28 protein-coding genes are annotated in these 26,128 nt (G+C 68.5%); 14 read left to right on the top strand and 14 right to left on the bottom strand.

What is annotated here, in order from left to right; all coding sequences use genetic code 11:
* Positions 1–6: 6 nt before the first annotated feature.
* The 3 genes from hpaE to AC6CHY_RS03105 are packed head-to-tail and all read right to left on the bottom strand — an operon-like array spanning position 7 to position 3,742.
* The gene (gene hpaE, locus AC6CHY_RS03115; protein WP_498225413.1) at positions 7–1,512 is read right to left on the bottom strand and encodes a 5-carboxymethyl-2-hydroxymuconate semialdehyde dehydrogenase; all 1,506 of its coding nucleotides are present in this window, start codon (positions 1,510–1,512) and stop codon (positions 7–9) included.
* A 56-nt stretch (positions 1,513–1,568) separates the two neighbouring features.
* Complete coding sequence (locus tag AC6CHY_RS03110) at positions 1,569–2,228, bottom strand: GntR family transcriptional regulator (RefSeq protein ID WP_217389196.1); 660 nt, start codon at positions 2,226–2,228, stop codon at positions 1,569–1,571.
* 8 nt (positions 2,229–2,236) lie between these two features.
* Complete coding sequence (locus AC6CHY_RS03105) at positions 2,237–3,742, bottom strand: fumarylacetoacetate hydrolase family protein (RefSeq protein WP_498225411.1); 1,506 nt, start codon at positions 3,740–3,742, stop codon at positions 2,237–2,239.
* Positions 3,743–4,105: 363 nt separating this feature from the next.
* On the opposite strand from AC6CHY_RS03105, the gene AC6CHY_RS03100 reads away from it, so the two are divergent.
* From AC6CHY_RS03100 to AC6CHY_RS03075, 6 genes are all read left to right on the top strand, one after another.
* Positions 4,106–4,888: a hypothetical protein gene (locus AC6CHY_RS03100; protein ID WP_498225409.1), complete on the top strand. Its 783-nt coding sequence runs from the start codon at positions 4,106–4,108 to the stop codon at positions 4,886–4,888.
* A gap of 133 nt (positions 4,889–5,021) precedes the next feature.
* Complete coding sequence (locus AC6CHY_RS03095; RefSeq protein ID WP_498225407.1) at positions 5,022–5,279, top strand: hypothetical protein; 258 nt, start codon at positions 5,022–5,024, stop codon at positions 5,277–5,279.
* Positions 5,280–5,283: 4 nt separating this feature from the next.
* Entirely contained in the window at positions 5,284–6,387 is a 1,104-nt protein-coding gene (locus AC6CHY_RS03090) for a hypothetical protein (RefSeq protein ID WP_498225405.1), read from the top strand.
* Positions 6,388–6,433: 46 nt separating this feature from the next.
* Positions 6,434–6,691, top strand: a complete 258-nt coding sequence (locus AC6CHY_RS03085; protein ID WP_217389201.1) for a DUF4235 domain-containing protein — start codon at positions 6,434–6,436, stop codon at positions 6,689–6,691.
* A gap of 227 nt (positions 6,692–6,918) precedes the next feature.
* Entirely contained in the window at positions 6,919–7,842 is a 924-nt protein-coding gene (locus AC6CHY_RS03080; RefSeq protein ID WP_254456100.1) for an SDR family oxidoreductase, read from the top strand.
* Between the two features lie 39 nt (positions 7,843–7,881).
* Positions 7,882–8,355 (top strand): DUF6480 family protein, encoded by a 474-nt coding sequence (locus AC6CHY_RS03075; RefSeq protein WP_418888836.1) that lies wholly within the window; start codon positions 7,882–7,884, stop codon positions 8,353–8,355.
* A 137-nt stretch (positions 8,356–8,492) separates the two neighbouring features.
* On the opposite strand, the gene AC6CHY_RS03070 is transcribed toward AC6CHY_RS03075, so the two are convergent.
* Complete coding sequence (locus AC6CHY_RS03070) at positions 8,493–9,167, bottom strand: response regulator (RefSeq protein ID WP_217389202.1); 675 nt, start codon at positions 9,165–9,167, stop codon at positions 8,493–8,495.
* The gene (locus AC6CHY_RS03065; RefSeq protein ID WP_217389203.1) at positions 9,164–10,636 is read right to left on the bottom strand and encodes a sensor histidine kinase; all 1,473 of its coding nucleotides are present in this window, start codon (positions 10,634–10,636) and stop codon (positions 9,164–9,166) included. The genes AC6CHY_RS03070 and AC6CHY_RS03065 overlap by 4 nt, the downstream gene beginning before the upstream one ends.
* Positions 10,637–10,813: 177 nt before the next feature.
* Here AC6CHY_RS03065 and AC6CHY_RS03060 point away from each other — a divergent pair, with 177 nt between their 5' ends.
* Complete coding sequence (locus tag AC6CHY_RS03060) at positions 10,814–12,133, top strand: TrkH family potassium uptake protein (RefSeq protein ID WP_498225402.1); 1,320 nt, start codon at positions 10,814–10,816, stop codon at positions 12,131–12,133.
* A 152-nt stretch (positions 12,134–12,285) separates the two neighbouring features.
* On the opposite strand, the gene AC6CHY_RS03055 is transcribed toward AC6CHY_RS03060, so the two are convergent.
* From AC6CHY_RS03055 to AC6CHY_RS03035, 5 genes are all read right to left on the bottom strand, one after another.
* Entirely contained in the window at positions 12,286–13,098 is an 813-nt protein-coding gene (locus AC6CHY_RS03055) for an alpha/beta fold hydrolase (protein WP_498225401.1), read from the bottom strand.
* An 83-nt stretch (positions 13,099–13,181) separates the two neighbouring features.
* The gene (locus AC6CHY_RS03050) at positions 13,182–13,502 is read right to left on the bottom strand and encodes an antibiotic biosynthesis monooxygenase family protein (RefSeq protein ID WP_498225399.1); all 321 of its coding nucleotides are present in this window, start codon (positions 13,500–13,502) and stop codon (positions 13,182–13,184) included.
* Between the two features lie 123 nt (positions 13,503–13,625).
* Positions 13,626–14,072: an SRPBCC family protein gene (locus AC6CHY_RS03045; RefSeq protein WP_217389206.1), complete on the bottom strand. Its 447-nt coding sequence runs from the start codon at positions 14,070–14,072 to the stop codon at positions 13,626–13,628.
* A gap of 26 nt (positions 14,073–14,098) precedes the next feature.
* The gene (locus AC6CHY_RS03040; RefSeq protein WP_498225398.1) at positions 14,099–15,067 is read right to left on the bottom strand and encodes a TIGR03086 family metal-binding protein; all 969 of its coding nucleotides are present in this window, start codon (positions 15,065–15,067) and stop codon (positions 14,099–14,101) included.
* Between the two features lie 19 nt (positions 15,068–15,086).
* On the bottom strand, positions 15,087–15,386 hold the full coding sequence (locus tag AC6CHY_RS03035; protein WP_498225397.1) for an ArsR/SmtB family transcription factor: 300 nt from the start codon (positions 15,384–15,386) through the stop codon (positions 15,087–15,089).
* A 159-nt stretch (positions 15,387–15,545) separates the two neighbouring features.
* On the opposite strand from AC6CHY_RS03035, the gene AC6CHY_RS03030 reads away from it, so the two are divergent.
* From AC6CHY_RS03030 to AC6CHY_RS03005, 6 genes are read left to right on the top strand one after another with little or no spacing between them, the layout of a single operon-like run.
* The gene (locus tag AC6CHY_RS03030) at positions 15,546–16,274 is read left to right on the top strand and encodes an NUDIX hydrolase (protein WP_498225396.1); all 729 of its coding nucleotides are present in this window, start codon (positions 15,546–15,548) and stop codon (positions 16,272–16,274) included.
* A complete protein-coding gene (nadA, locus tag AC6CHY_RS03025; RefSeq protein WP_498225395.1) occupies positions 16,271–17,539 on the top strand; it encodes a quinolinate synthase NadA in 1,269 nt (422 codons plus the stop codon). The genes AC6CHY_RS03030 and nadA overlap by 4 nt, the downstream gene beginning before the upstream one ends.
* A complete protein-coding gene (gene nadB / locus AC6CHY_RS03020; protein WP_498225394.1) occupies positions 17,536–19,245 on the top strand; it encodes an L-aspartate oxidase in 1,710 nt (569 codons plus the stop codon). Before nadA ends, nadB begins: the two co-directional genes overlap by 4 nt.
* Positions 19,246–19,282: 37 nt before the next feature.
* The gene (gene nadC / locus AC6CHY_RS03015; protein ID WP_498225757.1) at positions 19,283–20,140 is read left to right on the top strand and encodes a carboxylating nicotinate-nucleotide diphosphorylase; all 858 of its coding nucleotides are present in this window, start codon (positions 19,283–19,285) and stop codon (positions 20,138–20,140) included.
* A 1-nt stretch (position 20,141) separates the two neighbouring features.
* Positions 20,142–21,287: a cysteine desulfurase family protein gene (locus AC6CHY_RS03010; RefSeq protein ID WP_498225393.1), complete on the top strand. Its 1,146-nt coding sequence runs from the start codon at positions 20,142–20,144 to the stop codon at positions 21,285–21,287.
* 60 nt (positions 21,288–21,347) lie between these two features.
* On the top strand, positions 21,348–21,842 hold the full coding sequence (locus AC6CHY_RS03005) for an ATP-dependent endonuclease (RefSeq protein WP_498225392.1): 495 nt from the start codon (positions 21,348–21,350) through the stop codon (positions 21,840–21,842).
* A gap of 17 nt (positions 21,843–21,859) precedes the next feature.
* Here AC6CHY_RS03005 and AC6CHY_RS03000 read toward each other — a convergent pair whose 3' ends face one another.
* On the bottom strand, positions 21,860–22,273 hold the full coding sequence (locus AC6CHY_RS03000) for a nuclear transport factor 2 family protein (RefSeq protein ID WP_498225391.1): 414 nt from the start codon (positions 22,271–22,273) through the stop codon (positions 21,860–21,862).
* Between the two features lie 133 nt (positions 22,274–22,406).
* Positions 22,407–22,898 carry a GNAT family N-acetyltransferase gene (locus AC6CHY_RS02995; protein ID WP_498225390.1) on the bottom strand — a complete coding sequence of 164 codons (492 nt, stop codon included), beginning with the start codon at positions 22,896–22,898 and terminating at the stop codon, positions 22,407–22,409.
* A gap of 144 nt (positions 22,899–23,042) precedes the next feature.
* Here AC6CHY_RS02995 and AC6CHY_RS02990 point away from each other — a divergent pair, with 144 nt between their 5' ends.
* The gene (locus tag AC6CHY_RS02990; RefSeq protein WP_498225389.1) at positions 23,043–24,563 is read left to right on the top strand and encodes a sensor histidine kinase; all 1,521 of its coding nucleotides are present in this window, start codon (positions 23,043–23,045) and stop codon (positions 24,561–24,563) included.
* Between the two features lie 13 nt (positions 24,564–24,576).
* On the opposite strand, the gene AC6CHY_RS02985 is transcribed toward AC6CHY_RS02990, so the two are convergent.
* Together AC6CHY_RS02985 and AC6CHY_RS02980 are read right to left on the bottom strand one after the other, a co-directional pair.
* Positions 24,577–25,287 (bottom strand): response regulator, encoded by a 711-nt coding sequence (locus AC6CHY_RS02985; RefSeq protein WP_498225388.1) that lies wholly within the window; start codon positions 25,285–25,287, stop codon positions 24,577–24,579.
* 281 nt (positions 25,288–25,568) lie between these two features.
* Positions 25,569–26,120, bottom strand: a complete 552-nt coding sequence (locus AC6CHY_RS02980) for a DUF488 domain-containing protein (protein WP_217389218.1) — start codon at positions 26,118–26,120, stop codon at positions 25,569–25,571.
* Positions 26,121–26,128 lie beyond the last annotated feature (8 nt).

The following is a 26,128-nucleotide window of genomic DNA, read 5'->3' as shown; positions in this document are numbered from 1 at the left end:
TAAGGACTAGGCGCCGAACTTGGGCGTGTGGACCTCACCGAGGGTGATGTGCACGGCCTGCTGGTCGGTGTAGAAGTCGATCGAGCGGTAGCCGCCCTCGTGGCCCAGGCCCGAGGCCTTCACGCCGCCGAAGGGGGAGCGCAGGTCGCGCACGTTGTGGCTGTTGAGCCAGACCATGCCGGCCTCGACGTCCTGCGCGAAGTTGTGCGCGCGCTTCAGGTCGTTGGTCCACACGTAGGCGGCCAGGCCGTAGCGGGTGTTGTTCGCCAGTTCCAGCGCCTCCTCGTCGGTGTCGAACGGGGTGATCGCCACGACGGGACCGAAGATCTCCTCCTGGAAGATCCGGGCGTCCGGGGCAACGTCCACGAACACGGTCGGGGCGACGTAGGAACCGTTTTCCTGGCCCTCGGGCAGGTTTTCCGGGCGTCCGCCGCCGGCCACGACGCGGGCCTCGGACTTGCCGATCTCCACGTAGCTCATGACCTTGTCGTAGTGCTCCGGGTGGACCAGCGCGCCGACCTGGGTGGCCGGGTCGTGCGGGTCGCCGACCTTGATGTTCTTCGCGCGCGCCGCGTAGGCCCCGACGAACTTCTCGTAGATCGGGCGCTCCACCAGGATGCGGGAGCCGGCGGTGCAGCGCTCGCCGTTCAGCGAGAAGACGCCGAAGAGGGTCGAGTCGATGGCGGCGTCGAAGTCGGCGTCGGCGAACACGATGGCCGGGGACTTGCCGCCCAGTTCCATGCTCATGCCCTTGAGGTTCTCCGCGCAGTTGCGGAAGATCAGCTGGCCGGTGGAGGATTCGCCGGTGAACGAGATCAGCGGGACCTTCGGGTGCTTGACCAGCGCGTCGCCGGCCTCCTCGCCGATGCCGTTGACCAGGTTGAAGACGCCGTCGGGCAGGCCGGCCTCCTTGAAGATGGTGGCCCACAGCGAGGCCGAGAGCGGGGTGAACTCGGCCGGCTTGAGCACCACGGTGCAGCCCGAGGCGATCGACGGGGCGAGCTTCCAGGACTCGAGCATGAACGGGGTGTTCCACGGGGTGATCAGGCCGGCGACGCCGATCGGCTTGCGGTTCACGTAGTTCAGCTGGGATCCGGGGACCTTCAGCGCGGTGTCGTGCTGGGCGACGATCAGGTCGGCGAAGAAGCGGAAGTTCTCCGCGGCGCGCTGCGCCTGGCCGCGGGCCTGGGTGATGGGCAGGCCGGTGTCGAAGGTTTCCATCTCGGCCAGGCGGTCTTCCTGGGCGACGACGGCGTCGGCGATCTTGTACAGCACCTTGGCGCGGGCCCTGGCGCTCATCGTCGGCCACGGGCCGTTCTTGAATGCCTCGGTGGCCGCATTGACTGCTGCATCGATGTCGGCCTTCTGGCCGGCGGCTGCGGTGGCGTAGGTCTGGTTGGTCACCGGGTCCAGGACCTCGAAGGTTTCCCCGCCGATGGAGTCGACGAACTGGCCGCCGATGTAGTGCTGCAGGTGGGTCGGAAGGTTCTCGGGAACGAAGTGCTTGCTCATGAACTGGCTCCTTGCTGGATGGGGTGGGGCGTCGTGCTGAAGATGTGTGTGGTTGCCTAGAGCGGGGAGGCCGGGAGGTTGGCCGCCGCGAGGTAGGCGTTCAGGGTGGTGGTGCGGTGGGCCCGGGCCGCCTGCTCGATCTCGGCCGCGGGGGCCTTGGCCTCGATCAAGTCCAGGAGGTGGGCGTGTTCCCTCACCGATTCCCGGGCCCGGCCCGGGATGTGGGTGAAGGAGGAGGAGCGCATCACGGCCAGGCGGTTCCAGCCGCGGTGCACCAATTCCAGGATGTGCGGATTGGGGCAGTTGCGGTAGAGCACCTGGTGGAACTCGTTGTTCAGTTCGGTGAAGCGCGGGGCGTCGAAGTCGACCAGCAACTCGGCCATGGCCTGGTTGATGGCCCGGGCCGCGGCCAGCTGGTCATCGTCGATGAACGGGGCGCTCAGCGCGGTGGCCGCTCCCTCGATGATCGCCAGGGTCTGCATGGTGTGCAGGTAGAGGGTGGTGTCGGCTGCCGCCACCATGGCCCCGACGTTGCGTTCGAAGGTGACCAGGCCCTCGGCCTCGAGCCGGCGGATGGCCTCGCGCACCGGGACCACCGAGCAGCCGAGCTCCGCGGCGATGGTGCCGAGCACCAGCCGGTAGCCGGGGGAGAAGGTTCCCTCGGTGATCTTCTCGTGCAGCAGCCGGTAGGCCGACTCTGATTTGCTGGGGGCCATGTCGGGTCCTAGAATTCCGGTTCGCCGTCGGCGACCCACTGGTTGTACTTGGCCTTCCAGTCCGCGTTCATCGGGAACAGGCCCTTGATTTCGGCGCCGTTGGATACGTGCTTGAACACGAAGGTGTCCTGGCGTTCGGACTCGACGACCTCCTCGGCGATTTCCGCGGCAAGGTGCGGCGGGATGACCAGGATGCCGTCGGCGTCGGCGATGACGATGTCGCCGGGAACGATGGTGGTGCCGCCGCAGCCCACGGCCACGTCGGTGTCCCACGGCACGTGCTTGCGCCCGAGCACCGCCGGGTGCGCGCCGTTGTGGAAGGTGGGGATGTCCAGGGCCGCCACGGCGTCGAGGTCGCGGACCCCGCCGTCGGTGATGATGGCCTCGGCGCCGCGCACCTGGGTGCGCATCGCCAGGATGTCGCCCAGGGTGCCGGAGCCCTTTTCCCCGCGGGCCTCCATCACCAGGATCTCGCCCGGGCCGATGTCGTCGATGACGCGCTTCTGGGCGTTGTAGCCGCCGCCGTGGGTCTTGAAGAGGTCCTCGCGGTTGGGCACGTAGCGCAGCGTGCGCGCCGTGCCGATGACCTTTCTCATGCCCTTGGTGGCCTGCAGGCCGTCGACCGAGACGTTGTTCAGCCCGCGCTTGCGCAGCGCGCCGGAGATGGTGGCGGTGGCCACCGACATGAGCTTGGCCTTGACCTCCTCGGTCAGCGCCTGCTTGCCGGTGACCGGGGTTTCGATGCCCGCGCCGGCGGCGGTGCCAAAGGCGTCGATGCGGTCAGCGTCGGTGATCTTGGGCAGGTTGCCGAAGGCCGCAAAGGCGTCGGTTCCCTCCACCACGGTGGTGGCCAGGCGCCCGGTGGACAGGCCGGCGGCCTCGTCGTCGACCTGCACCTCGACCAGGTCGCCCGGGACGATCACGGAGGATCCGGCCGGGGTGCCGGTGAGGATCACGTCCCCCGCCTTCAGCGTCATCTGCTGGGAGAGGTCCGCGACGATCTGCGCGAAGGAGAAGATGAGCTCGGCGGTCGAGGCGTCCTGGGCGATCTCGCCGTTGACCCAGGTGCGGATGCGCAGGGCGGCCGGGTTGACCGCGGCTGCCGGCAGCAGCACGGGGCCCATCGGGGTGTAGCCGTCGCCGGACTTGGAGCGGATGTTCGAGCCCTTGTCGGCGTACTTCATGTCGTAGACGCCCAGGTCGTTGGAGGCCGTCACGTGGCCGACGTGGCTCCAGGCCTGCTCGACGGAGACGCGGCGGGCGTCGGTGCCGATGACCAGGGCGATCTCGCCCTCGAAGGCGAGCAGCTCGGTGCCGGCGGGGCGCTCGACGGTGGCCCCCGAAGCGGCCAGCGAGGAGGAAGCCTTCATGAAGTACGACGGGAAGGCCGGCGTGCGCCCGCGCTGGGCTGCCCGCGAGGAATAGGAGAGATGCACCGCAAGGACCTTGCCGGCCTTGTCGAAGATGGACTGGTCGACCTGCACCAATTCGGTGGCTGTGGCGTCGCTGCTCACGGTTTCCTCCTGTTGTGTATGAAATCGTATACGATCTAGTGTGATGCGCATCTCCGCACTTGTCAAGACGTGTCGGCGAACACGTCCGCCCGGCACCGGGGAACGGGTCCTCCGACCCCGGAATCGCGCGGAAAATTGCCTACCGGTCGGGCGAAAAATTGCACCTGCGGGTACGTTGCCCCTTCGCCTTCGCAGCCTGCGGCGGCCCGCTCCTGGAAGCCTAAAACGGCGGGGTGAACACCGTCCACCGATTTGCCGACGGGCAGCCAAACCCCGCTGGCGGCCGCTCCGGCCCCAAAATGTCGGAACGGACCGGAAGGATTCGACGGGTCAGGTCCCCCTTTCGGCCCAGGAGCAAACGCCATGCAACCCACCAGCCAGTGCCTCCCGTGGTGCGCGAAAAGCCCCGCCCGGGACTGCGACGGGGACTGCCTCGCGCGAACCCGGCTGTACACCCGGCCACCGATGCTCCGCGGCAGGGAGCAGCTGCCGGGAATCGAGTGGACGGGTGCGGACGCCAACGAGCTGGAATTCGTGGTGGGCACCGATGCCTGGGAACCGGGGGAGGACGCGCCGCCGATCTGGACCTGCCTCAATTTCAGGCACGTGGTGTCGGAGCGCCGGCACGATCCCGAGGCCTCCCTGCAGACCAATGTCCCGGGCATGAGAACCATCCATGCGCAACTGGGAAGGTTCCTGGCCCTGGTCCGCAGCGGGGACGCGCACCGCGCCGAGGCTCGGCCCGGTTCCGGGCCCCGGCAGGCGGGCTGGAGGGCGCAGGACCCGGCGGAGCACAACCTGGACAACTGCCAGCCATGGTGCCGGGACCACGGCGAAGAAGGGTGCGGCTTGCGCATGACGCTGGCGCTGACCGCCGCGCGCGGGACGGACAACCGGCTGTACGGGGCACAGGAATCCGCCGACCCGACCGCAGACCTCCTCGCCGCCCGGGCCCTCCTGACCCCCGGTGCCGCGGGCTGCCGGGACCGCCTCCAGGTGGGCCTTGACTGCTGGAACACCCTGACCGAGTCCGCGCCGGAGCACCAGCGTGACCGCGCCACATCGCTGCCCGTGACATTGACGGACCTCAAGCGCATCCACACCAGGCTCGGCAAGCTGCTCGCGGAGGTGGATCCCTTTCACTAGGGCCCGCCGCGCAAATCGCTTGGCATCGACATGCCGCAACAGTAGCGTGGGAGCCACGACACCGGCGGATTCCATGCCTGGATCCGGTCAGGTACGACTCCCCAACGGGCAACACCACTCAAGGAGACGAAACATGTCGAAGAATTCCCCCAACGGTCCCGAACACCAGGACGAATACCCCGAGGACGCCGCGGAGCTGGGCGGCGGAGCAGTGTCCGACGTTGACCCCCTCGAAGGCCCGGAAGATCCGGGAACCGTCGATCCGTTCCAGGACTCCGAGTATCTGGCCACGCATCTGCCCGACGACGCAGAGGCGCTGCCGGGCACCGGCAGCGATGAAGCCGGAACCGATGCGCCGTCCGAGGACGAAGAGCGCTTCGACGCGGGGTAGGGAGATGACCACGCGGCCGCAGCGGAAGATGGTGGTCGGCTTGATGGCCGACGCCGGCATGCCGCTGCTCCGTGCCCTGGAACTGGAGAAAACCCTCCCCGCCCAGCTGGGGGCGACGTTGGATTCGGCCACCGACTGGGAGCTGGAGGTCGCGGAGTTTTCGCTTCCGCTTGACACCAAGGGAGAAGTCGAACTCAACGAGCATGCCAGCCAACTGCGCGAAGCGGGGCAATGGGACTACCTGATCTACCTGACCGACCTGCCCAAGTACGAGAACGGCGAGCCGGTCGCAACCAGCCTGAACGCCGGTTCCCAATCCGCCGTCGTGGTCCTGCCCGCCCTGGGCATTGTGCGCCGGAAGCGGCTGCAGCGGGCGGTGGTACAGGTCCTTGCCGCCCTGCACGGTGTCGGCGACCCCTACCTTCGGGACGACGGACGGGTTTCGGCAGCCGTCGACCCGTTTTCCGTCGAGCGCCGGGTCGAGGCGGCCCAGGCGGAGGACGACGCCTTCGAAACCGTCAAGGGCCTGCGGGGCCGCCTGCTCTTGCTGCTGGGGATGGTGCGCAGCAACCGGCCGTGGCGACTGGTGCCCAGCTTGTCCACGGCCATGGCCGCCGCCCTGGCCACCGGCGCCTTCGGCGTCTTTTACACGAGCATCTGGAGCATGGCCGACTACCTTCCGCCGCAGCGGCTCGCCCTCATCAGCCTGCTGTCGGTCATCGGCATGGGTTCGTGGCTGGTGTTGCACAACGGCCTCTGGGAACGGCCCGTCGGCGTCCGCCACCGGGAGAAGCGGGTGGTCTACAACCTGGCGACGGTGCTGACCATTGTCTCCGCGATCCTGTTGATGTATCTTGTGCTGTTCGCCGTCATCCTCACCGGTGCCCTGATCATCATCGACGCCAAGTTCTTGGCCCAGGAACTGGGGCACGACGTTGGATTCGGCGAATACCTGAACCTGTCCTGGCTTTCGGCGTCGTTGGGAACCCTGGCCGGTGCCCTGGGTTCGAGCCTGGACAACGAGGAATCCGTGCGCAAGGCCACCTTCAGCAGTCGGGAGTACGAACGCCGGCAAATCCGGCTGACCAAGGACGACGACGACCAGTAGCCTCGGCAGCAAGACCCTGATTTAGGCACACCATCGAAGGAGAACAATGAAACTCATCACCAAGCCCCTCATCATCGCCATCTCGCTCCTGGCCGGACTGGCCGCGGCGCGGATCTCCGGTGCAATCTGGAAGGGGGCCACCGGCGAACAGCCTCCCAACGTGACCAACCCGGATGCGCAGCAACGCGAGAAGATCGGCAAGGTGCTGGCCTTCGCCGTCATCTCCGGCGCCACCGCATCGGTAATCCAGGCCGTCACCAAGCGCTGGACGCAGAACATGGTCGAGAAAAAACGCACCCCGTAGGAAACCCCCCCCGAAGGGACGGAACCCGGGCTGGAACGGCGTGAGGATGACGCGTCCCACCGGGTGGACGCGCCGCAGGACGAGGAGGCTTCCGGCGCCGCCAGGACCTTGCGGCTCGGCTTGCAGCGACGGTTGCCGCCGCGACTGCGGATTCATTGATCACCCCGGGGCTTTGCCCTAGCGTGAATCGTACGAGCACACCGCCTACGAAGACTGGAGGATTTCCCATGGATGAGCGCGAGCCCCTCAAGCCCGACTCCGGCGCCCAGCTTTCCCCGGACAACCCCGTCACCCGCCACCCCAGGATCTCGCCGCCCAAACAGGACCAACCGGAACCCGGCCTTGACGCCAAGCTCGATCCCCGGGCCGATCACGGCGAAAAATCCTACGTCGGGACGGGGCGGCTCAAGGGGCGCAAGGCGCTGATCACCGGAGGCGATTCGGGCATCGGCGCGGCCGTGGCCATCGCCTTCGCCAGGGAGGGGGCGGATGTCGCCATTGCCTACCTGCCGGCGGAGGCGGAAGACGCCCGCAAGGTCATCGGCGTGATCGAGGCCGAGGGACGCGTCGGCATCGGGCTGGCCGGCGACCTCCTCGACGCCGACTACCGCAACTCGCTGGCCGACGAGGCGGCGGAGAAACTCGGGGGCCTGGACATCCTGGTCAACAACGCCGGGAAGCAGGTGGCCATCGAGAATCTCGAGGACCTTGACGACGAGCAGGTCCTGCAGACCTTCCAGGTCAACATCCTGGCCATGTTCACCATCACCCGCGCGGCGCTCAAGCACCTCCCGGCCGGCTCCAGCATCATCAACACCACCTCGGTCCAGGCCTACGACCCGTCGCCGACACTGTTGGACTACGCCTCGACGAAGGCGGCGATCAACGCGTTCACCAAGGGACTGGGCGTGCAGCTGGCGCCCCGCGGAATTCGAGTCAACGCGGTTGCGCCCGGTCCCATCTGGACCCCGTTGCAGGTCTCGGACGGCCAGCCCAAGGACAGATTGCCGAAGTTCGGGCACAACGTTCCCCTCGGCCGCGCCGGCCAGCCCGTGGAACTGGCGCCCGCCTACGTATTCCTCGCGTCGGCCGAATCCAGCTACGTCATCGGGGAGACCCTGAACGTCAACGGCGGCAAGTCAACTCCCTGAACCGGGTGCCGGGCCGGAAAAATCAAAGGAGAATCCACGATGGATAACCAGGACCTTCCCGGCGGGGAGGAACAAGCAACGCCGGTGCCGGCAAGCGGCGAAAAGCCGGCCGCGGATCCGCCACCGGGGGATACGGAATCGAATACGCGCGTGAGCGAGAGTGAAGCGGATCCTTTGAACCCTCGGCCGGACGATCCGGAATGGTCCGACATCCCCGATAACTCCCGGAGCCACGCCGGGATGGCAACATCCAGTCCCGAAGACCCCGGGACCGAATTCGACAGACAGGACAATATCGCGATGACCGAGAATTCAGCCTTCGAGCCGGCGAATGAGCAGGCGCCGGAATCCGACGAAACAGCCGAGATCGATTCGCCTGATCCGGGTGCCACGTCCAATCCCGATCCCGTGGAACAACGGATCACAGGCCTGGAACCCGGTGGTGGAGTCCCGCCGGGCGAAACGCCCCCGGGCGAGGGGTCCATGAGCCAGGACCAGGGGCACGAAGAATAGCCCGACCCCACGGGCGGCCGCATGTCCGCCAATATCTGGAACCGTCCCAACGCCCAAGACGACTCCAGCAGGAACCTGACCTGCACCGCCACGGGCCGGCGGCTGCTGCACGGCGTGGGCACAAGCTGCCTGACGGACTAGATTTCGAAGCGGTAGCCCATGCCGGGTTCGGTTATCAGGTGCCGGGGATTTGCGGGGTCCTGCTCGAGCTTGCGCCTGAGCTGGCCCACGTAGATGCGCAGGTAGTGGGTTTCCTTTTCATAAACCGGACCCCAAACCTCGCTGAGGATTTGCTGTTGGGACACCAGCCTTCCCCGGTTTTCCACGAGCAATTGCAGCACGCCCCATTCGCGCGGGGTGAGCCGGATCCGGCGTCCGGCCCGGGAGATGGTTGCCGCCATCAGGTCGATCTGCAGATCGCCCGCCTCCACCACCCCGGCCTCGCGGACGGGCCAGGAACGCCGCTCGACGGCGCGGAGTCTGGCCAGAAGCTCATCCAGGCCGAAAGGCTTCGTGACATAGTCATCGGCCCCGGCGTCGAGGGCCTCGACCTTGTCCGAGGAGCCATGGCGGGCCGAGAGCACGATAATGGGCAGTTCCGTCCAGGTGCGCAGCCGGCGGATGACCTCGGTGCCGTCCATGTCCGGAAGCCCGAGGTCGAGCACGAGCACGTCGGGTGGCTGGGAAGCGGCAGCCCGCAGGGCGTTGGCGCCGTCGGCTGCGGTCGTGACCGCGTAGCCTTCGGCCTCAAGATTGATTTGCAGGGCGCGTACGAGCTGGGGTTCATCGTCGACGAGCAGGACGCTTCTCATTCCACGTCCCTGAACGTTGCCGACCCGGTATAGAGGGGCAGCCGGATGACCATGGTGAGTCCGCCGCCGGGGGTTTCCTCGGCCAGCAGCTGGCCGTCCATGGCGTCGATGAATCCCTTGGCCACCGCCAGCCCCAGGCCGATGCCGGCATCGCCGGACGCGTCATCGAGCCGCTGAAAAGGCTGGAACATCGCCACGACCCGGCCCGCGGGCACCCCGTCGCCATGATCCACGACGCGCAGCTCGCCAAAGGGACGGCCGTCGGGCCCTGCATGCAGGCTGCCCCCGGCCGTGGCCCGCACCACGATGTCCGTGTCCGGGGCGTACTTCACGGCGTTCTCCACGATGTTGGCCAGCGCCCGCTCAAGCAACCCGCGATCCGCGTCCACCGGCGGCAGGTTGGGGGCAAGCTCCACGTGGACGGCCCCGACCGGAACCCCGGCGAGCCCTTCGGGAACAACTTCCAGCCAGGTGACGGGTTCGTGAAGCACCTGGACGCTGTCGCTGGAGAGCCGGGACATGTCCAACAGGTTCCCCACCAGTCCCTTGAGCCGGTCGGTGAAGCTCTGCACCGCGTCCAACATCTCTTCCTGCTGCGCCACGCTGGTCTTGGAACGCTGGCGGCGCAGGGCGGTCAGGGCCAGCTCGATACCGGCCAGCGGCGTCCGGAGGTCATGCGAAACGGCGCGCAGGATTGAAGTCTTGACGCGGTTGCCCTCGATGAGCTTGACCGAATCGCGCAGGCGCAGGACGAGCCTCTCACGCTCCAGCAATGCAGCAAGATGTGCCTCGTAGGCGTTCAACAGGCGCCGATCCGCACCTGCAGGCGCCGGCTGCCTCAACCCGATTGCCAGCCCGGGCCGCGGCCTGTCGATGGTGCCGGCGTCCTCCGGCAGCTGCGGCGCGTCCGGACCGGCGGAGGCACGCAGCCGCCACAATCCGTCGCCAGCGCCTTCAAAGACGCTGACCCCGTTGAGCTGGAACTGCCCACGCAGCTGCTCGAGGAACTCCTCCGAACTTTGGTCACCGGCCAGGGACGTGCGCGCCAACTCGCTCAGCGTGGCGGCCTCGGCGCTGGAGAGGGCGGCGGCCCGGGAGCGGCGGGCGGATATCCCCACGACCAGGGCAACCGTAATCCCGACTCCCAGATAGACCAGCAGGACGAAAAAGTCCTGCGGGTCATTGACCGTCAACGTGCCCACGGGATGGGTGACGAAATAGTTCAGCAGCAGCGCGTCCAGGACCGCCGCGAGCACCGCCGGCCACAGGCCGCCGATGAAGGCGACCACAATCACCGGGCACAGCCGTGCCAAGGCATGGGTCGCCAGGTTCAGTTCCTCGAAGGGAGATAACAGGATGGTCATTCCCGCCGGCAGCACAAGCGCAAGAACAAATCCGGCAACGGTGCGCATCGTGCCCAGCCCGGAGGCGGCAGAACCTGCTCTCCCGATGCTTCTGCCGCGGATCATTCACCCATTATGCCCGACCTGGCCGAATCTTTACGGGACCCTTACGCCAAACCCCGCCGGGCGCCAACCGGCCGGGGGTAACGTCGAATTGTGCTCCAGCCCGTCTCAAAAAACTTGGTCCCGAAGCGGGACAACCCTCGGGTGCCGGCCCGCTGGGTCGGGTTCCTGAAACGGGTGGTGCTTCACCCCGTACGCCTGGTTCCGCTGGCCTACCTGTGCATGATCTTGATCGGCACACTCCTGCTCATGCTCCCGGCAGCCCGCACGGCGGAAGTCGGCGAAGGGTTCATGCCGGCCTTGTTCACCGCCGTCTCGGCGGTGTGTGTGACGGGGTTGATCACCGTGGACACCCCGACGTTCTGGACGCCCTTCGGACACACCGTCATCCTCGGACTCATTCAGGCCGGCGGATTCGGCATCATGTCGCTGGGAACGCTCCTGGCCCTGATGCTGAAGAAGAAGATCGGGCTCCACGGACAACTCGTTGCACAGTCCGAGACCCATACCCTCAACCTGGGCGACGTGCGGGATGTGCTCTTCCGGGTTGCCCGGATCATGCTGCTCTTCGAAGGCGTCACAGCAGTCCTGCTCACGGGCAGGTTCTGGCTTGGCTACCACGATGATCCACTGACCGCACTGTGGCACGGCGTCTTCCACGCGATCTCGGCCTTCAACAACGCGGGCTTCGCCCTCTACAGCGACAACCTCATCGGCTTCGCGCAGGATCCGTGGATCATCATCCCCATCTGCCTGGCCCTGGTCACCGGCGGGCTGGGGTTCCCCGTCCTCATCGAGCTCTGGCGGCAAGGATTCAGGCTGAGGTCCTGGACCGTCCATACCCGGCTCACCATTTACGGCAGCATCGCCCTGCTGGTCCTCGGGACAGTCCTGTTTGCCGCCGTCGAATGGAGTCGGCAGGAAACCCTCGGGGGCCTGTCCCCGGGAGGCAAGCTGCTCGCGGCGCTGGCCGGAGGGGTGTTCCCCCGAACCGCCGGATTCAACAGCATCGACTACGGTGCAGCCGCACCCGAGACGCTGTTCGTCACCGACATCCTCATGTTCATCGGCGGCGGCAGCGCAGGCACGGCAGGCGGCATCAAGATCGCCACCTTCCTCATCCTGGGCTACGCCATCTGGAACGAGGTCCGGGGCAACGAGCAGGTCAACATCGCCCACCGCAGCATCTCGTCCCCGGTGCAGCGCCAAGCACTCACCGTCGCCCTGCTCGGCGTCGCCGTGGTCATCATTGGAACACTCCTGCTGCTGACCTTTACGGATCACAGCCTGGACAAGACGCTGTTCGAAGCGACCTCTGCCTTCGGAACCGTCGGCCTGAGCACCGGCATCACCGCGGGCCTTCCCGCCAATGCCCAAGTGGTTCTCATCGTCCTGATGTTCCTCGGTCGTATCGGCACCATCACCGTGAGCACCGCGCTGGCGCTCTCCCTGCGGTCCAGGCTCTTCCGGCTGCCCGAGGAGCGGCCCATCATCGGCTGATAGGTGGCCGAACCGAGGCGCAGGGAAACCATATCTCGCCGTTGGCCAGCCACTTGTGGGAGCGCACGGCCTCGGGCGCGCCACTTCGGATGCAGCCAGACGGATCGTTCACGGGTTTTCGTGAGACAACGGTCGTGCAGGAGCCCTCGATGTCATGCTTCGAGGAACGAAACCGCCGCGTTCTTGAACTCCCGGCTGGTCACCGCGTTGGCGTGGTCGCGATTGGCCAGCCAGAGCACCGACTTCTCCGTGTCGCGGCTGGCGAGCAACTCGGTGAGCCGCGGCATCGTCGTGGCCAGTGCGTCGCCGTCGCCCGCCACCAGCAGCGTGGGCATGGCGGGGATCATCTGCTCTGGGGCGAAGGGCTCGGTCTTGATCGCCTGGATCATGCTCATGAGCGAGAACATGTCGTTGGATTCCACGGTTTGGGCCATGCGCAGCAAGTCGGCCGTCGATTCGTCGGCGATCGAGGTGCCGTCGGCCAGGTGGCGCTGCGCGGCATTGAGGTCAAAGGCGGCCAGCGGGTCGATGCTTGCCGGTCCGCCCAGCACCAGCCGATTGACCACCTGCGGCTGGGTGCCGCCGAATTCCCAGGCCAGACGCGCTCCCAGGGAGTACCCGACCAGGTCCACGCCGCTGAGCGGATCGCCGGCCGACAACGTCGTCACGCCGTGGTCCATCAGGAGCTGCAGCAGGTCGGCGCGCATGCGGCTTGGCGTGTAGGCGTCGAGGTCCTCGGGCGCGGGGGAGGTCCCGTGACCCGGCAGGTCCACGGCCAGCACCTTGCGCCCCGCCTCGGTCAGGCTGCGGATCCACCCCGATTTCACCCAGTTCAGCGCGCTGGAGGAGGCGAAGCCGTGCAGCAGGACCACCGGGCGCAGCGCCGAGGGGGAGAGGGGCTCAAAGACGGTCAGTCCCAGGGCGTTGGCGGTGCCTTCGACCAGGTGCTCGTGTGTGGATTCCATGAGGCAGATCCTTTCAGATCGGGGCCGCGTTTGCGAGCCTGCGGGCAGGGCGGGCGCCGGTGTTCGCCGGGGGCCGGTGTTCCCTAGGAGTCGGCAGGCGTCGGGGATGCTGACGGCTCAATGGCCGCAAAGTGCTCGACCACCGGGAACGGGTCGTAGAAATGGTGAAGCAGGCGCTTCCATTCGAGGTAGTTCTCGGATCCGCGGAAGCCGATGGTATGTGCCTGGACGGACTCCCAGGAGACCAGCAAGAGGAAATGGCCGGGCGTCTCGATGCTGCGGGAGAGCTGCAGGCCAAGGAATCCGGCGGTGGCGGAAATGAGAGGGCGCGCCTGCTCGAAGGCGGACATGAATTCGTCTTCCATTCCCGAGATGACTGGCAGCAATGCGTGTTCGGTGATCATGCATCCCAGTCTGCACCACGCCGGGACACCGAGGCGAAATTGTGGCGCGGACGGCCCGTCCGCGCCACGCCGTTGCTGCGCCCACCCCGGCAGGTGGCCCGGGTGGTCGCAGCGGCCTGCGGCTCAGCGCTCCGCCACCCCGGATTCGAGCAGTTCCTTGAGCTTCCGCAGGTCCTTGGCCATGGCCCGGCGCATCATGGGTGCCATCAGGAATCCGGCAACCCTTGAAAACCCGGCGGGCTCGCCGGTGTTGGCCAGCACCATGCGTGTTGCCGTGCCCTCATCGGTCCACGTGTAGGTGGTCTGCATGGGGAAGGGGCCCTGTGCGGTGCGCATGACCAGTTTGCTCTCGGGCACCCACTGGACGACTTCGTAGGTGTACTTGAGCTCCCGGCCCATGAAGCGCGCAGCGAAGTCCACCATCGTGCCGACCCCTAAGGTGGGTCCGCCCCGGTGGACGGCGGATCCGATGTTCGCATACCACTGCGGTGCGTTGCCGGGATCCGCGGCGAACCCCGCCACGAGGGGCCGCGGCCGCTGGATCACGAGCTGGCACTTGACGTCGACCATATTCGAACCCCGGTCTTCCGGCCCGCTCAGCGGGCGGAGACTTCCCGGCCGGTGAACGCGACGAGCCGTTCGAGGCTGGCGGCGGACTCGTCGACCAGGGTCTCCTCGGCGAAGCTGGCGCCGCGCATCTGCGGGCTGATCGTGTTGCGGGCCAGCGACAGCACGTAGTCCGAGAGTCCCGGAGCGACCTCAATCTTGGCCCCGGTGGCGGTGGTCAGGTCCCAGGCGTGGACCAGGAACTCGAGGTTCAGGATGTTTGCCACGATGGTGGCCGGCAGTTCCGCGAAGCCCATGTCGACGGTGCCCTCCAGCCCGCGCTTCGCGAAGGCCTCCAGGGTTGCCTGGGCGGCGTCGGCCACGCGGGATTCGGCCGGGGCAGCCGGGTCATCCGCCGGTTCGACGCCCAGGGCCTTGCCGATGCCGGTGACCGAGCCGACCAGGTGGTCCACCAGCTGCGCGACGGTGAAGTTTTCGCACGGGGTGGGCAGGGAGGCATCGCTCGGCTTGAGCTGGTGCAGGACCCGCTGGGCGACGGCGAGCGTTGCCTCGGCGCTGCTGAGCTCGTTGATCGGATCCGGCAGGGCGGCCCAGTCGTCCGCGCCGGCGTCGCCGTCGGTGGCGAAGCGGACTAGGCGGTCCATGAAGTGGTTCCAGCCCTCGGTGTGCCCGGCTACTTCCTCGGGGGCCAGGCCCTCGTGCAGCAGGGTGAGCCGGGTGCCGCCCTCAACCGGCTCCAGGGTGACGGTCACGGTGGAGGCCGTGGACTCGCTGCCTTCCCATCCCCAGTCGAAGACCAGGCGCTTGCCCGGTTCGATCTCCTGGATCCGCCCGGACGCGGAATGCCCGGGGGTGATGGTCCAGCGGTATTCGCCGCCGGCGCGCAGGTCCATGCGGGCGGCGACGGTCTGCCAGCGGCGCAGCCGCTCGGGCCGGGTCACCAGCTCGAAGGCGGCCTCGGGACCAAGGGGAAGGACAACTGATTTTTCGATCGACATGGGGATTCTCCTGGGGGATTCATGAATGGGGGTTCGCGGCCTCGGTCACCAACAGGTCCAGCTCCGAAGTCCAAAAGGACTCCAGCGCCCGGCGCAGCGCGGCCATCCCGGTCGGGTTGACCCGGTAGTAGCGGTTGCGGCCTTCTTTCCTGGCGGTGACCAGGCCAACCTCGGCCAATAGCAGCAGGTGTTGGGAGATGGCCGAGCGGGTCACGGGGAAGCGCTCGGCCAGTTCGGTGACGGTGCGTTCCCCGTCGACAAGGATGTGGAGCAGGGCGCGCCTGGTGGGCTCGGCAGCGGTTTCCAGTACGTCAGGCACGGGAGATACGTTAGTACTCACTAACGCATTGCGCAAGACCTTGGAGGAAGAGGCTGCCGACATGTGCCGGAATCCGTGCGTCACAGGGCTTGTGGAGCACCGCGCAGCACCGTATTCTTAGTTCTGGTCAAGTTGACACTAACTAGGAAGGTGGACCGGGTGCCGTTTTCGAATGTGGCTGAACGCCGCGAACAGCCGCCGACCCTGGCCGTGTCCACGGTGATCTTCTCGCTGCGCGATGACGAGCGAACCGGGCGCAAAAGCCTGTGGCTGCCCTTGGTGCGCCGCACGCGCGAACCCTTCCGCGGCCAGTGGGCGCTGCCCGGCGGACCGCTGGGGCCCCGCGACTCGCTTCTCGATGCCGCGGCAAAGAACCTGCGCGACACTACCGGACTCATCCCGCGCTACCTCGAACAGCTCTACGCCTTCGGGGACCTTGACCGCTCGCCCACCCGCAGGGTGGTCTCCATCGTCTACTGGGCGCTGGTCCGCGAGGACGACCCCCACGACACCGCCACCTCCGTGCTGTTGGACGACCCCAACGTCGCCTGGTACCGCGCGGAGGACCCCGAGGTGCTGGGGAACCTGGCCTTCGACCACCGCGAAGTCATCGAATACGCGCTGTGGCGGCTGCGCAACAAGGTCGAGTACGGCTCCATCGCCCACCGCCTGCTCGGCGAGCGCTTCACCCTCGCCCAAGTCCGCGAGGTCTACGAGGCGGTGCTTGACAAGGAGCTGGACCCGGCGAATTTCCGCCGTACGCTGCGCAGCACCCCCGACATCGAGGAAACCGACGAATTCCTCTCCGGCGGCAAGCACCGCCCCCCACGCCTATATCGCTACACCGGCTCAACCACCCATCCCCTTGAGAGCGAGAACATCTCATGAGCAGCATCAACGCCACCCTGCAGACCCTGACGCTGGTTTCCCCCGAATCCAGCTGCAACACCGACCTGACCAAGGGCCCCTGGCTCTTTGACACCGGGGAGGCCGCGTACGGCCCGGGCTCCTCGCAGGAAGACGTGGCCCCGGCCGACACTCCGCGACAGGGTGACATCCCGGCGGAATACCGCGAGGCCTCCGACGAGGAGCTTGCCATTCGCATCCTGGCCGCCAAGGAAGCCCTCGGCGAGCGCCTCGTGGTCCTGGGCCACCACTACCAGCGCGACGAGGTCGTGCGCTTTGCCGACTACATCGGCGATTCCTTCCAGCTGGCCAACGCCGCACTGACCCGCGAGAAGGCCGAGTACATCGTCTTCTGCGGCGTGCACTTCATGGCCGAGACCGCCGACGTGCTCTCCACCGATGAGCAGAAGGTCATCCTGCCCAACCTGGCCGCCGGCTGCTCGATGGCGGACATGGCCGACGAATCCTCCGTCGAGGAATGCTGGGAACAGCTCATGGACCTCTACGCGGACGAGTCCGACACTGACGGCAAGGCCTCGGTCATCCCCGTGACCTACATGAACTGCTCGGCGGCACTGAAGGCGTTCGTGGGCAAGCACGGCGGGATCGTGTGCACCTCCTCGAACGCGGCCACGGTGCTGGAATGGGCGTTCGAGCGCGGCCGGCGCGTGCTCTTCTTCCCCGACCAGCACCTGGGCCGCAACACCGCCAAGGCCATGGGCGTGCCGCTGGAGCAGATGCCGATGTGGAACCCGCGCAAGCCGCTGGGCGGCAACGACGCGCAGGTCCTGCTCGATTCGAAGGTCATCCTCTGGCACGGCTTCTGCTCGGTGCACAAGCGCTTCACCGTCGCGCAGATCGAGCGCGCCCGGGCAGAGCACCCGGGTGTGCGGATCCTGGCGCACCCCGAGTGCCCGATGCCTGTGGTGGATGCGGCCGACGAGGCAGGCTCCACCGACTACATCCAGAAGGCGGTGGCCAACGCGCCTGCCGGGTCCGTCTTTGGCATCGCCACCGAGATCAACATGGTCAACCGGCTGGCGGCCCAGCACCCCGAACACACCATCTTCTGCCTGGACCCGGTCATCTGCCCGTGCTCCACGATGTACCGCATCCACCCCGGCTACCTCGCCTGGGTGCTTGAGGCCCTGGTCGACGGCGTCGTGCTGAACCAGATCACCGTACCCGCCGGGATCGCCGCCGACGCGAAGGTGGCCCTGGAACGGATGCTGGCGGCACGGCCGTGAACGACGCCGAGCTGATCGTCGTGGGCTCCGGCGTCGCCGGGCTCTATGCCGCGCTGACCGCCGCCGTCCGCGGGCTGGAGGTGACCCTGCTGACCAAGGACGCGCTGGAGGACTCCAACTCCTGGTACGCCCAGGGCGGGCTGAGCTCCGTGGGCCCGGCCGGGGTGGCCGCCGGCGACTCGATCGCCAGCCACATTGCCGACACGCTCACCGCCGGCGCGCAGCTTAACGATGCGGACGCGGTGGCCATCATGTGCACCTCCGCGTGGGGACACGTGCAGCGGCTCATCGATGCGGGCGCCGAGTTCGACACCGGCCCGTCCGGCACCTTCGCCCTGGGCCTGGAGGCGGCACACGCCCACCCGCGGATCCTGCACGCCGGCGGGGACGCCACCGGCAAGCACCTGGCCAGTGCGCTGATCGCCGCCTGCCGCGCGCAGCAGGCAGCCGGACGGCTGGAAATCCGCGAACACGCCTTCGTCACCGATTTGCTGACGGAGGGAAACCCGTACGCGGAGGCCGGATCCGACCGGCCGGCCACGATGGTCACGGGGGTGCGGGTGCTTGGACGCGACGGAGCGAGCGATGAACTGCACTCCGAGGCCGTGCTGCTGGCCACCGGCGGTGCAGGACAGCTCTTTGCCGCCACCACCAACCCCCACGGTGCCACCGGGGACGGGGCCGCGCTGGCCTACCGGGCCGGTGCCGTGCTGGCCGATGCAGAATTCATCCAATTCCACCCCACGCTGGTCAGCCCCGGCGGCTTCATGGTCTCCGAGGCCGTGCGCGGCGAAGGCGCGGTGCTGCTGAACGAGCGCGGCGAGCGCTTCATGCAGTCCGTCCACCCGGATGCAGAGCTCGCGCCCCGGGACGTGGTGGCCCGCGCCATCCACGCGGTGCGCGCCCGGGGCGGCACCGTGCACTTGGATGCCCGCGCCGTCGAGGCGCGGCACGGTGCGGGGTTCCTGGCCCGCCGCTTCCCCTCCATCACCCGCGAACTGACGAAGCTGGGCTACGACCTGGCCGCTGAACCGGTGCCGGTGACGCCCGCTGCCCACTACTGGATGGGCGGGATCCTGACCAACGACACCGGCGCCAGCACGCTGCCCGGGCTCTTTGCCGCCGGCGAGACGGCATGCACCGGGGTGCACGGCGCCAACCGGCTGGCCTCCAACTCGCTGCTTGAGGGCTTGGTCTTCGCCTGGCGCACCGTGGTGAACCTGCCCTCCAGTCTCGCGGCCGCTACCGCCCAGAGCGTTGCCGTTGGCAGCAGTGCCGTCACGAAGGTGATCGCCACCCAGCCTGCGGAGGCCGGGAACTTCGATGGTTCCGGCAGCGACCCGGCGGAAAGCGCCACCGCGGACATGGGCCTGGCCGAGCTGCAGGACCTGGCCGAGCTGAAGGACCTGGCCCAGCTGCACCTGGGCGTCGAACGCACCGCGGAAGGCCTGCGCAGCGCATTGGCGCAGCTGGCACGCTGGCGCGTCACCGGAAGCGACCGGGCTTCCCGCGAGCGGGCCAACCTGCTCACCCTGGCCACCGTCGTGGCCACCGCGGCCCTGGAACGGGAAAACTCCATCGGCGCGCACTACCGCAGTGACGCCACCGCTGCCCCGCAGCCGCTCAACGGCCACTTGCCCCGCTTCGGCCGCAACCTGGCCGCGACAGCCGCCACCCAGAACCTAAGGACCAAGACCCTTGTCTAACACCACCGCCCCTGCACCGGCCCGCACCCTCACCGCCATGCCGGTCCCCGCACGCGTCATCGAGAGGATCGTCCTGGCGGCCCTGGAGGAGGACAATCCCCGCGGGGACCTGACCGGGAACGCGCTGATCCCCGCACACACCACCGCCACCGCCGCGGTCGTCGCCCGCGAACCGGGCATCTGCGCCGGGCTGGACACGTTCATCGCCGCCATGAGGCTCTCGGACCCGGCCCTGGAACTGGTGCCCGCGCTCGCCGACGGTGATCCGTTCGCCGCCGGGGAAACCCTGGTCACGGTCACCGGCCCAGCCCGCGGGCTGCTGGCAGGGGAGCGCGTGGGGCTGAACCTGCTCCAGCGCCTGTCCGGCATCGCCACCGCCACCGCCGCCTTCGTGGCCGCAACGGCCGGCACGAACGCCCGGATCGTCGACACCCGCAAGACCACCCCCGGGCTGCGCGTGCTGGAGCGCTACGCGGTGCGCTGCGGCGGCGGGCACAACCACCGCGACAACCTCTCCGAGGCCGTCATGGCCAAGGACAACCACCTCGCGCTGCTGGGCACCGGATCGGAGCTGACCAACGCACTGCGCCGGGCGCGGGCCTCCCTGGGGCACACCGTCCACTTCGAGGTGGAGATCGATAGCCTGGACCAGCTCGACGCGGTGCTCGCCGCCGGGGTGGACACCATCATGCTGGACAACTTCAGCATTGCGGATATGGCCACCGGCGTGCGCCGCATCGCCGGCGCCGCGCTCGTGGAGGCCTCGGGGAACGTTAAGCTGGAGACGGTAGCGGCCATCGCCGCCACCGGCGTCGACGTCATTTCCTCCGGAGCCCTGACCCACTCGGTGCGCGCCCTTGACCTCGGCCTGGACATCAGGATGGAAGCGAACTAACTTGATCTACCTCGATGCGGCGGCCACCACCCCCGTGCGCCAGGACGTGCTGGATACCATCATCCCGCTGCTGACCAGCGACTACGGAAACCCCTCCAGCACCCACGCGATGGGCCAAACCGCCAGGCGGGCCCTTGACTACGCCCGCGAAACCGCGGCCGGCGTGCTCGGCGTGCGCACCGGGGACGTGGTCTTCACCTCCGGGGGCACCGAATCCAACAACCTGGCCATCAAGGGCCTGGCGCTGGGGGCCCCGCGCGGGCGCCACCTGATCCACTCGGCCATCGAGCACCCCGCGGTGGCCCAGGCCTGCGCCTACCTGGTGCGGCACCACGGCTTCGAGCTCGACGTGGCACCGGTCGACGCCTTCGGGCTCCTGGACCTGGACGCATTCACCGCCCTGCTGCGCCCGGACACCACGCTGGTCTCGGTCATGGCGGTGAACAACGAGGTCGGCACCATCCAGCCGGTTGCCGAGGCGGCCGCCGCCGCCCACGCGGTCGGGGCCCTGGTGCATTGCGACGGGGTGCAGGCCGCCGGCTGGCTGGACATGGGCCAGATCGCCTCGCACGTCGACGCGCTGAGCATCTCCGGGCACAAGATCGGCGGGCTCAAGGGCGCCGGGCTGCTGATGGTCCGCGGCAAGCTGGCGCTTGAACCGCTGGTGCACGGCGGCGGACAGGAGCGCGAGCGCCGCTCCGGCACCGAAAACGTCGCCGGCGCCGTGGCAACCGCCACCGCCCTGTCCCTGGCCGCGCGGGCAAACCTGGACGGCGCCGCCCAGAGCCACGGGGCCTATCTCATCGCCTCGGTGCTCAAGGGGCTGAACACCGACGGGCGGATCCGCGCCATGCTCACCGGGGATCCGGACCAGCGGGTGCCCGGCATCGTTTCCTTCGTGTTCCCGGAAACAGGAGGCGAGACGGTGCTGCTGGAACTGGAGCGCCGCGGGGTTGTGTGTTCCTCCGGCTCGGCCTGCGCCGCCGGGTCCACCGAGGCCTCGAGCGTGTTGCTGGCCATGGGATACGACGAGGAGCTGGCGCACACCGCGGTGCGCCTGAGCTTCACCCGCAACGTGAAGGAATCCGAAATCGCCACCGCCGCCCGCGCCGTGGTGGCGGCGGTCAAGGCCATCGCCGGGGACTGAGTCCCTCCGCCGGCCTCCAGCCATGGAGCCGGAGGCCGCCGATGTGGTATCCCTGTCTGCATGACAATCGTGTTGGTGGAGGGCGAGAGCGACGCCGTGGCCGTGAGGACGTTGGCCCGGAGGCTGGCCCTGCCCGAACCGCGGGTGCTGCCCGTCGGCGGGTCCAAGGGCGCCCGCCGCGCCGCGGAGGACCTGGACGGCCAGCGGCTGCTCGGGCTGGTGGACGCGGCCGAGCGGCGCGACTTCGAGCGGGTGCTTCAGACGGTGTTCGTGTGCGACCCCGACCTGGAAGCCGAGTTCATCCGTGCCCTGGGCGTGGAAGGAGTCGAAGCGGTGATCGCCGGGCAGGGCGAGCTGGAGTCCTTTCGCCGCCTGCAGGCCCAGCCATACCAGCGGGCGCAACCCATCGAACACCAGCTCGCGCGGTTCTTCGGCGGGCGCAGCGGCAACAAGGTGCGCTACGCCGGGCTGCTGGCGGAGGCGGTTCCCCTTCCAAGCATCCCGACGCCGCTGGTCGCCCTGCTGGACAGCCTCCGCGCTCCGGGGCCCCGGTAGGTTCCTGAAGGGGCGGTTCAGGGCCCGTCGCCGGATTCGGGATCCATGTCGGCGTGCCGGTGCACGACCTTCCACCGGCCGTCCTCGCGTCGGTAGACCTGTGTCACCCTCAGCGTGTACTGCCCCGGCACGCCGTTGACGCTCGTGGAGGTGATCTCCCGATGCGCCGTGTAGGCCAGGTCGCCGTTGGCATCCGCCGCGAGCAGCTCGATATCACCCGCCCCCACCTGCGAAAACGTGCGGGCGAGCTTCACGAAAACCTCGCGTGCCGCCCGGGGGCCGTCGGCGTTGAAAAACGCGCCGAACAGCGTGACCGGATCGCGATCCGACCAGGTCTCGAACCGGGGTGCCGGATCGCCATTGTGCAGCGCATCCTCTGCCGTCCGCCAGGTGCTGTTGAACCAGTCCAGGAAGTCATCACGATCGCCCATGCGGCCATTGAACACCCCGAACTCCCGCGGCGGAAGACTTGCGCGGCGAACGGACGGCATCGGGGACCCCCCGACCGGGCACGGCGGGATTCGAAACCATGTTCTAACCATGCCCGCGTGCTCCAGCGCGGTGCTAGGGCAGGGTCCGGAACATCAGGTTCAGGCCCACCGGGCCGAGGTCCGGATGCCTGAAGGCCCCGGGAACCGTGGCCAGGATCTCGAACCCCAGCGACTGCCACAGGCGGATCGCGTGGGTGTTGGTGGCGACCACCGCATTGAACTGCATCGCGGTGAAGCCCTGCTTGCTCGCCTCCTCGATGACATGGCGGCCCAATGCGCGCCCGAGCCCGCGGCCGGAAGCCCGGGAGGCGACCATGAACCCGGCGTTGGCCACGTGCGAGCCCGCGGCGGGCTGGTTGGGGTGCAGCTCCGCGGTGCCGGCGATGGACCCGTCCTCATCGACCGCCACGTAGACGCTCCCGCCGGGCTTGCCCATCCACCAGTCGCGGCAGGCATCCTCGCCGGCATCCACGGGCCAGCAATAGGTCCGGCCGTCACGGACGACCTCCTCGATGATGGGCCACAGGCCCGGCCAGTCGTCCCGTGTGGCAATGCGGATATCCATCCACCCAATCTAGTCCACTGCACGGGCCGCCACCGGGCAACGCCCCCCTGTCGCAGGCCGCCGCTGCGCGGGTAGGGTGGCGCATGAGGGCCAGGGCGCCACCGGGCGCGGGGTCCACCCGGCAGGGACCAGGAGGCACTGCACATGTCCAAGCGCAGCGACGCACGCATCCGCGATCTGCTGGCCTCCATGGCCTCGATCGCCAGCGACCTGTCCGTCACCGCCGTGACCCACCGCGTGCTGGACGAGGCCATGTCGATCTACGCCGCCTCCTCCGGCCTGCTGGAACTGACCAGCTCCTCCCACCAACAGGGACAACTGGCCAAGGGGAAGGACGCCCTGGCGCTGCGTGAGCCCGCCGGCAAGGACGAGCCCAAGCGCCTGCGCCTGGAACTGCGGACCCGGCAGGAGCTCTTTGCCCTGCTCACCCTGGGACCGAAGAACGGCAAGGACAGGTATTCCAAGGCCGATGCGGAACTGGGGGCCGCGCTCGCCGGAAGCGCCTCGGTGGCGCTGCAGAATGCGCAGCTCTACCAGGATGCTGCGGACCGGGCCCGCTGGCTCACCGCCTGCGCCCGCATCGGCGGCCTGCTGGGGGGAGAATCGCGCCACCACACCCAGGGACTGAACGATGTTGCCGAGCTGGCCCGCCGCGAGTCCCGCGCCAGGTACGCCCTGTTGCTGACCCCCATCGCCCAGGGCCAGGGGGCCGGACCCGGCTACCGGATCGCCGGCATCAGCCAGAACGTCCACCCGCACCTGGCCGGACGGGTGCTGCTGAACGTGGGGGAGCTCCACCGCCTGCGCCTGCACGCCAACAACCCCCTGGTGCTTCCCACGCCGGAGCCAGTCCTCCCCCTGGGGGAGATCGCCGACGGCGCACACACGCTGGTGGCCGCACTGGGCGCCCGGGGCACCCACTACGGGCTGCTGCTGATGGTCCGCGGCAAGGGCACGGAAGAGTACGGACCGGTGGAAACCCAGATGGCGGGGATCTTCGCCGACAACATCGCCCAGGGCCTGGGGCTGGTCCAGATGCACCACCTGCGCGAGGACGTGCTGCTCTACCGCGAACGCGAACGCATCGCCCGGGACCTGCACGACATCGTCATCCAGCGCATCTTCGCCGCCGGCCTGGGCATCAGCGCCCTGCGCAGGCAGCTGCCCACGCCCGCCGCCCGCGAGCGCGCCGCGGGCATCGCTGCGGAACTCGACACCACCATCGCCGAGCTGCGCGCCACCATCTATTCGCTGCGCGGCCAGGCGGGGGAGACCGAGAGCCCCAGCTTCCACATCCTGCGCGCCATCCGCCGGGCCTCCTCGCCCTTGGACTTCACCCCCGAGCTGCGCCTGGGCGAGGGACTTGACGCCCTGGCCGACGAAACCACGCTCACCCACCTGCTGGCAGTCATCACCGAGGCGCTGAGCAACGTGGTGCGCCACGCCCGCGCCCACGCCGTTGAACTGGCCATCGAGTGCACCGACGGCACCCTGGCCCTGACCCTGCGCGACGACGGCGTGGGCTTCGGAGCCCCGGTGGCCGAAAGCGGGCTGGCAAACCTGCGCCAGCGTGCCGCCGAGCTTGGCGGCACGCTGGCCGTCGACTCCGCCCCGGGGGAAGGGACCACGCTGCGCTGGGTCGTGCCGATGCCGGCGGAACGCTGAGGCGGACCGAGGCCTAGGTTCCCCCGTCGTTGCGCCCCGGCAGCGGATGGGTCACGAACACCGCCGCCTGCGTGCGCGACTCGAAGCCGAGCTTCGCCAGCATCGAGGACACGTAGTTCTTCACCGTCTTCTCGGCCAGGCGCATGCGCTCGCCGATCTGCCGGTTGCTCAGCCCCTCGCCGACCAGCTCCAGCACCCGGCGTTCCTGGCTGGTCAGCGCCGCCATCCGCGGGTCGGAGTTCTCGTGGGTGATCAGCCCCGAGATGATCCGCTGCTTCAGTCCCGGGGTGAACAGGGATTCGCCGCGCGCGGCCCGGCGCAGCGCACGGATCAGGTCGTTGCCGGCGATCTGCTTGAGCACGTATCCCATGGCCCCGGCAAGCACCGCCCCGCGCAGCGCCTGCTCGTCGTCGTAGCTGGTGAGGATCAGGCAGTTCAGCGACCCGTCGATCGAGCGCACGTCGCGGCAGACCTCGATCCCGGTGCCGTCGGGCAGCCTGGCGTCGAGCACCGAGACGTCCGGGCGCAGGGCCGGGATCTGCTTGCGGGCATCGTGTGCGGTCCCGGAGGTGCCGACCACCTCGAAGCCCTCGCCCTCCAGCAGCTCCGCAAGCCCCAGGCGAACCAGCTCGTGGTCATCGAGGATGAACACGCGGATCGGGGCATCCGTCCCGGGGCCGGTGTCCCGGTCGGGGGACCTCCCCGTTGCCGCTGCATTGTCCATGACGGTCCCTCCCCGTGCCGTAGGTGTGCCAGTGGCCCTGCACCATTCCATTCTTTGCCGCGGAACCCGCCTCGGACAAGGGGCCAAAGGCCCGCGGTGCAGTCGGCGGTGCGAGTCCGGAGGTTGCAACGCGCGATGCCCTCCGGCGCCCCGGCATCGGTGGCGGGTTTGCCATGCTTCTGGCGGCCCGGCGCCTGGATCCCGATCCGCGCGGAAAGCCGGGGCGGGGCGGGGCATGGTGGGGCGAGTAACCGCGACGCCGAACCGGCACGGTGGCCCGGCTAGGGCGTGCCCTCGCCCGGGTCCTGCGCGGTCGGCGGGTAGGTGATGGCAGTGCCCTGGACCTGGGCAAAGGAGGTGAGGGTGTGCTCCATGGCCGCGGAGCGGGACATGATGTGACGGACCTCGGCACCGCGCACCAGCAGGGCGTCGCCGACCAGCGAGCGGTGGCAGCGCCACGGGACAGCCTCGGCGCACATGATGACCGTTTCCTCCGTCGCGGCCCGGGCCAGCAGGTCCTCGATGGCGGCGGCGAATTCGTCGGTCTGCATGTAGTCGGCATAGCCGCGGAAGGAGTCGTTGTGCCAGGCGCCGTTGACGCTGTCCTTGTGCGTGGGGCGCAGCCCGCCGAGCTCCCTGGCACGGCGATAGCCGATGTGCGCGGATTCCAGGCTCGCGGCCAGGTCCTCGCCGTTGAATTGCGGGTTGTGCCGGGACTTGGGAATGGTGCGGATGTCAACGACCTGGGTGATGCCGTGGGCCCGCAGGATCTCGATGAATTCGGCCACCTCGTGGGTGGAATGGCCGATGGTGTGGATGCGGGTGGTGCCCATGTTGTGCT

This window comes from Paeniglutamicibacter sp. GQ140 (assembly GCF_059759235.1).
Note: the sequence above shows the minus strand (reverse complement) of the source record. Positions and strands in the feature narration are given on the sequence as shown.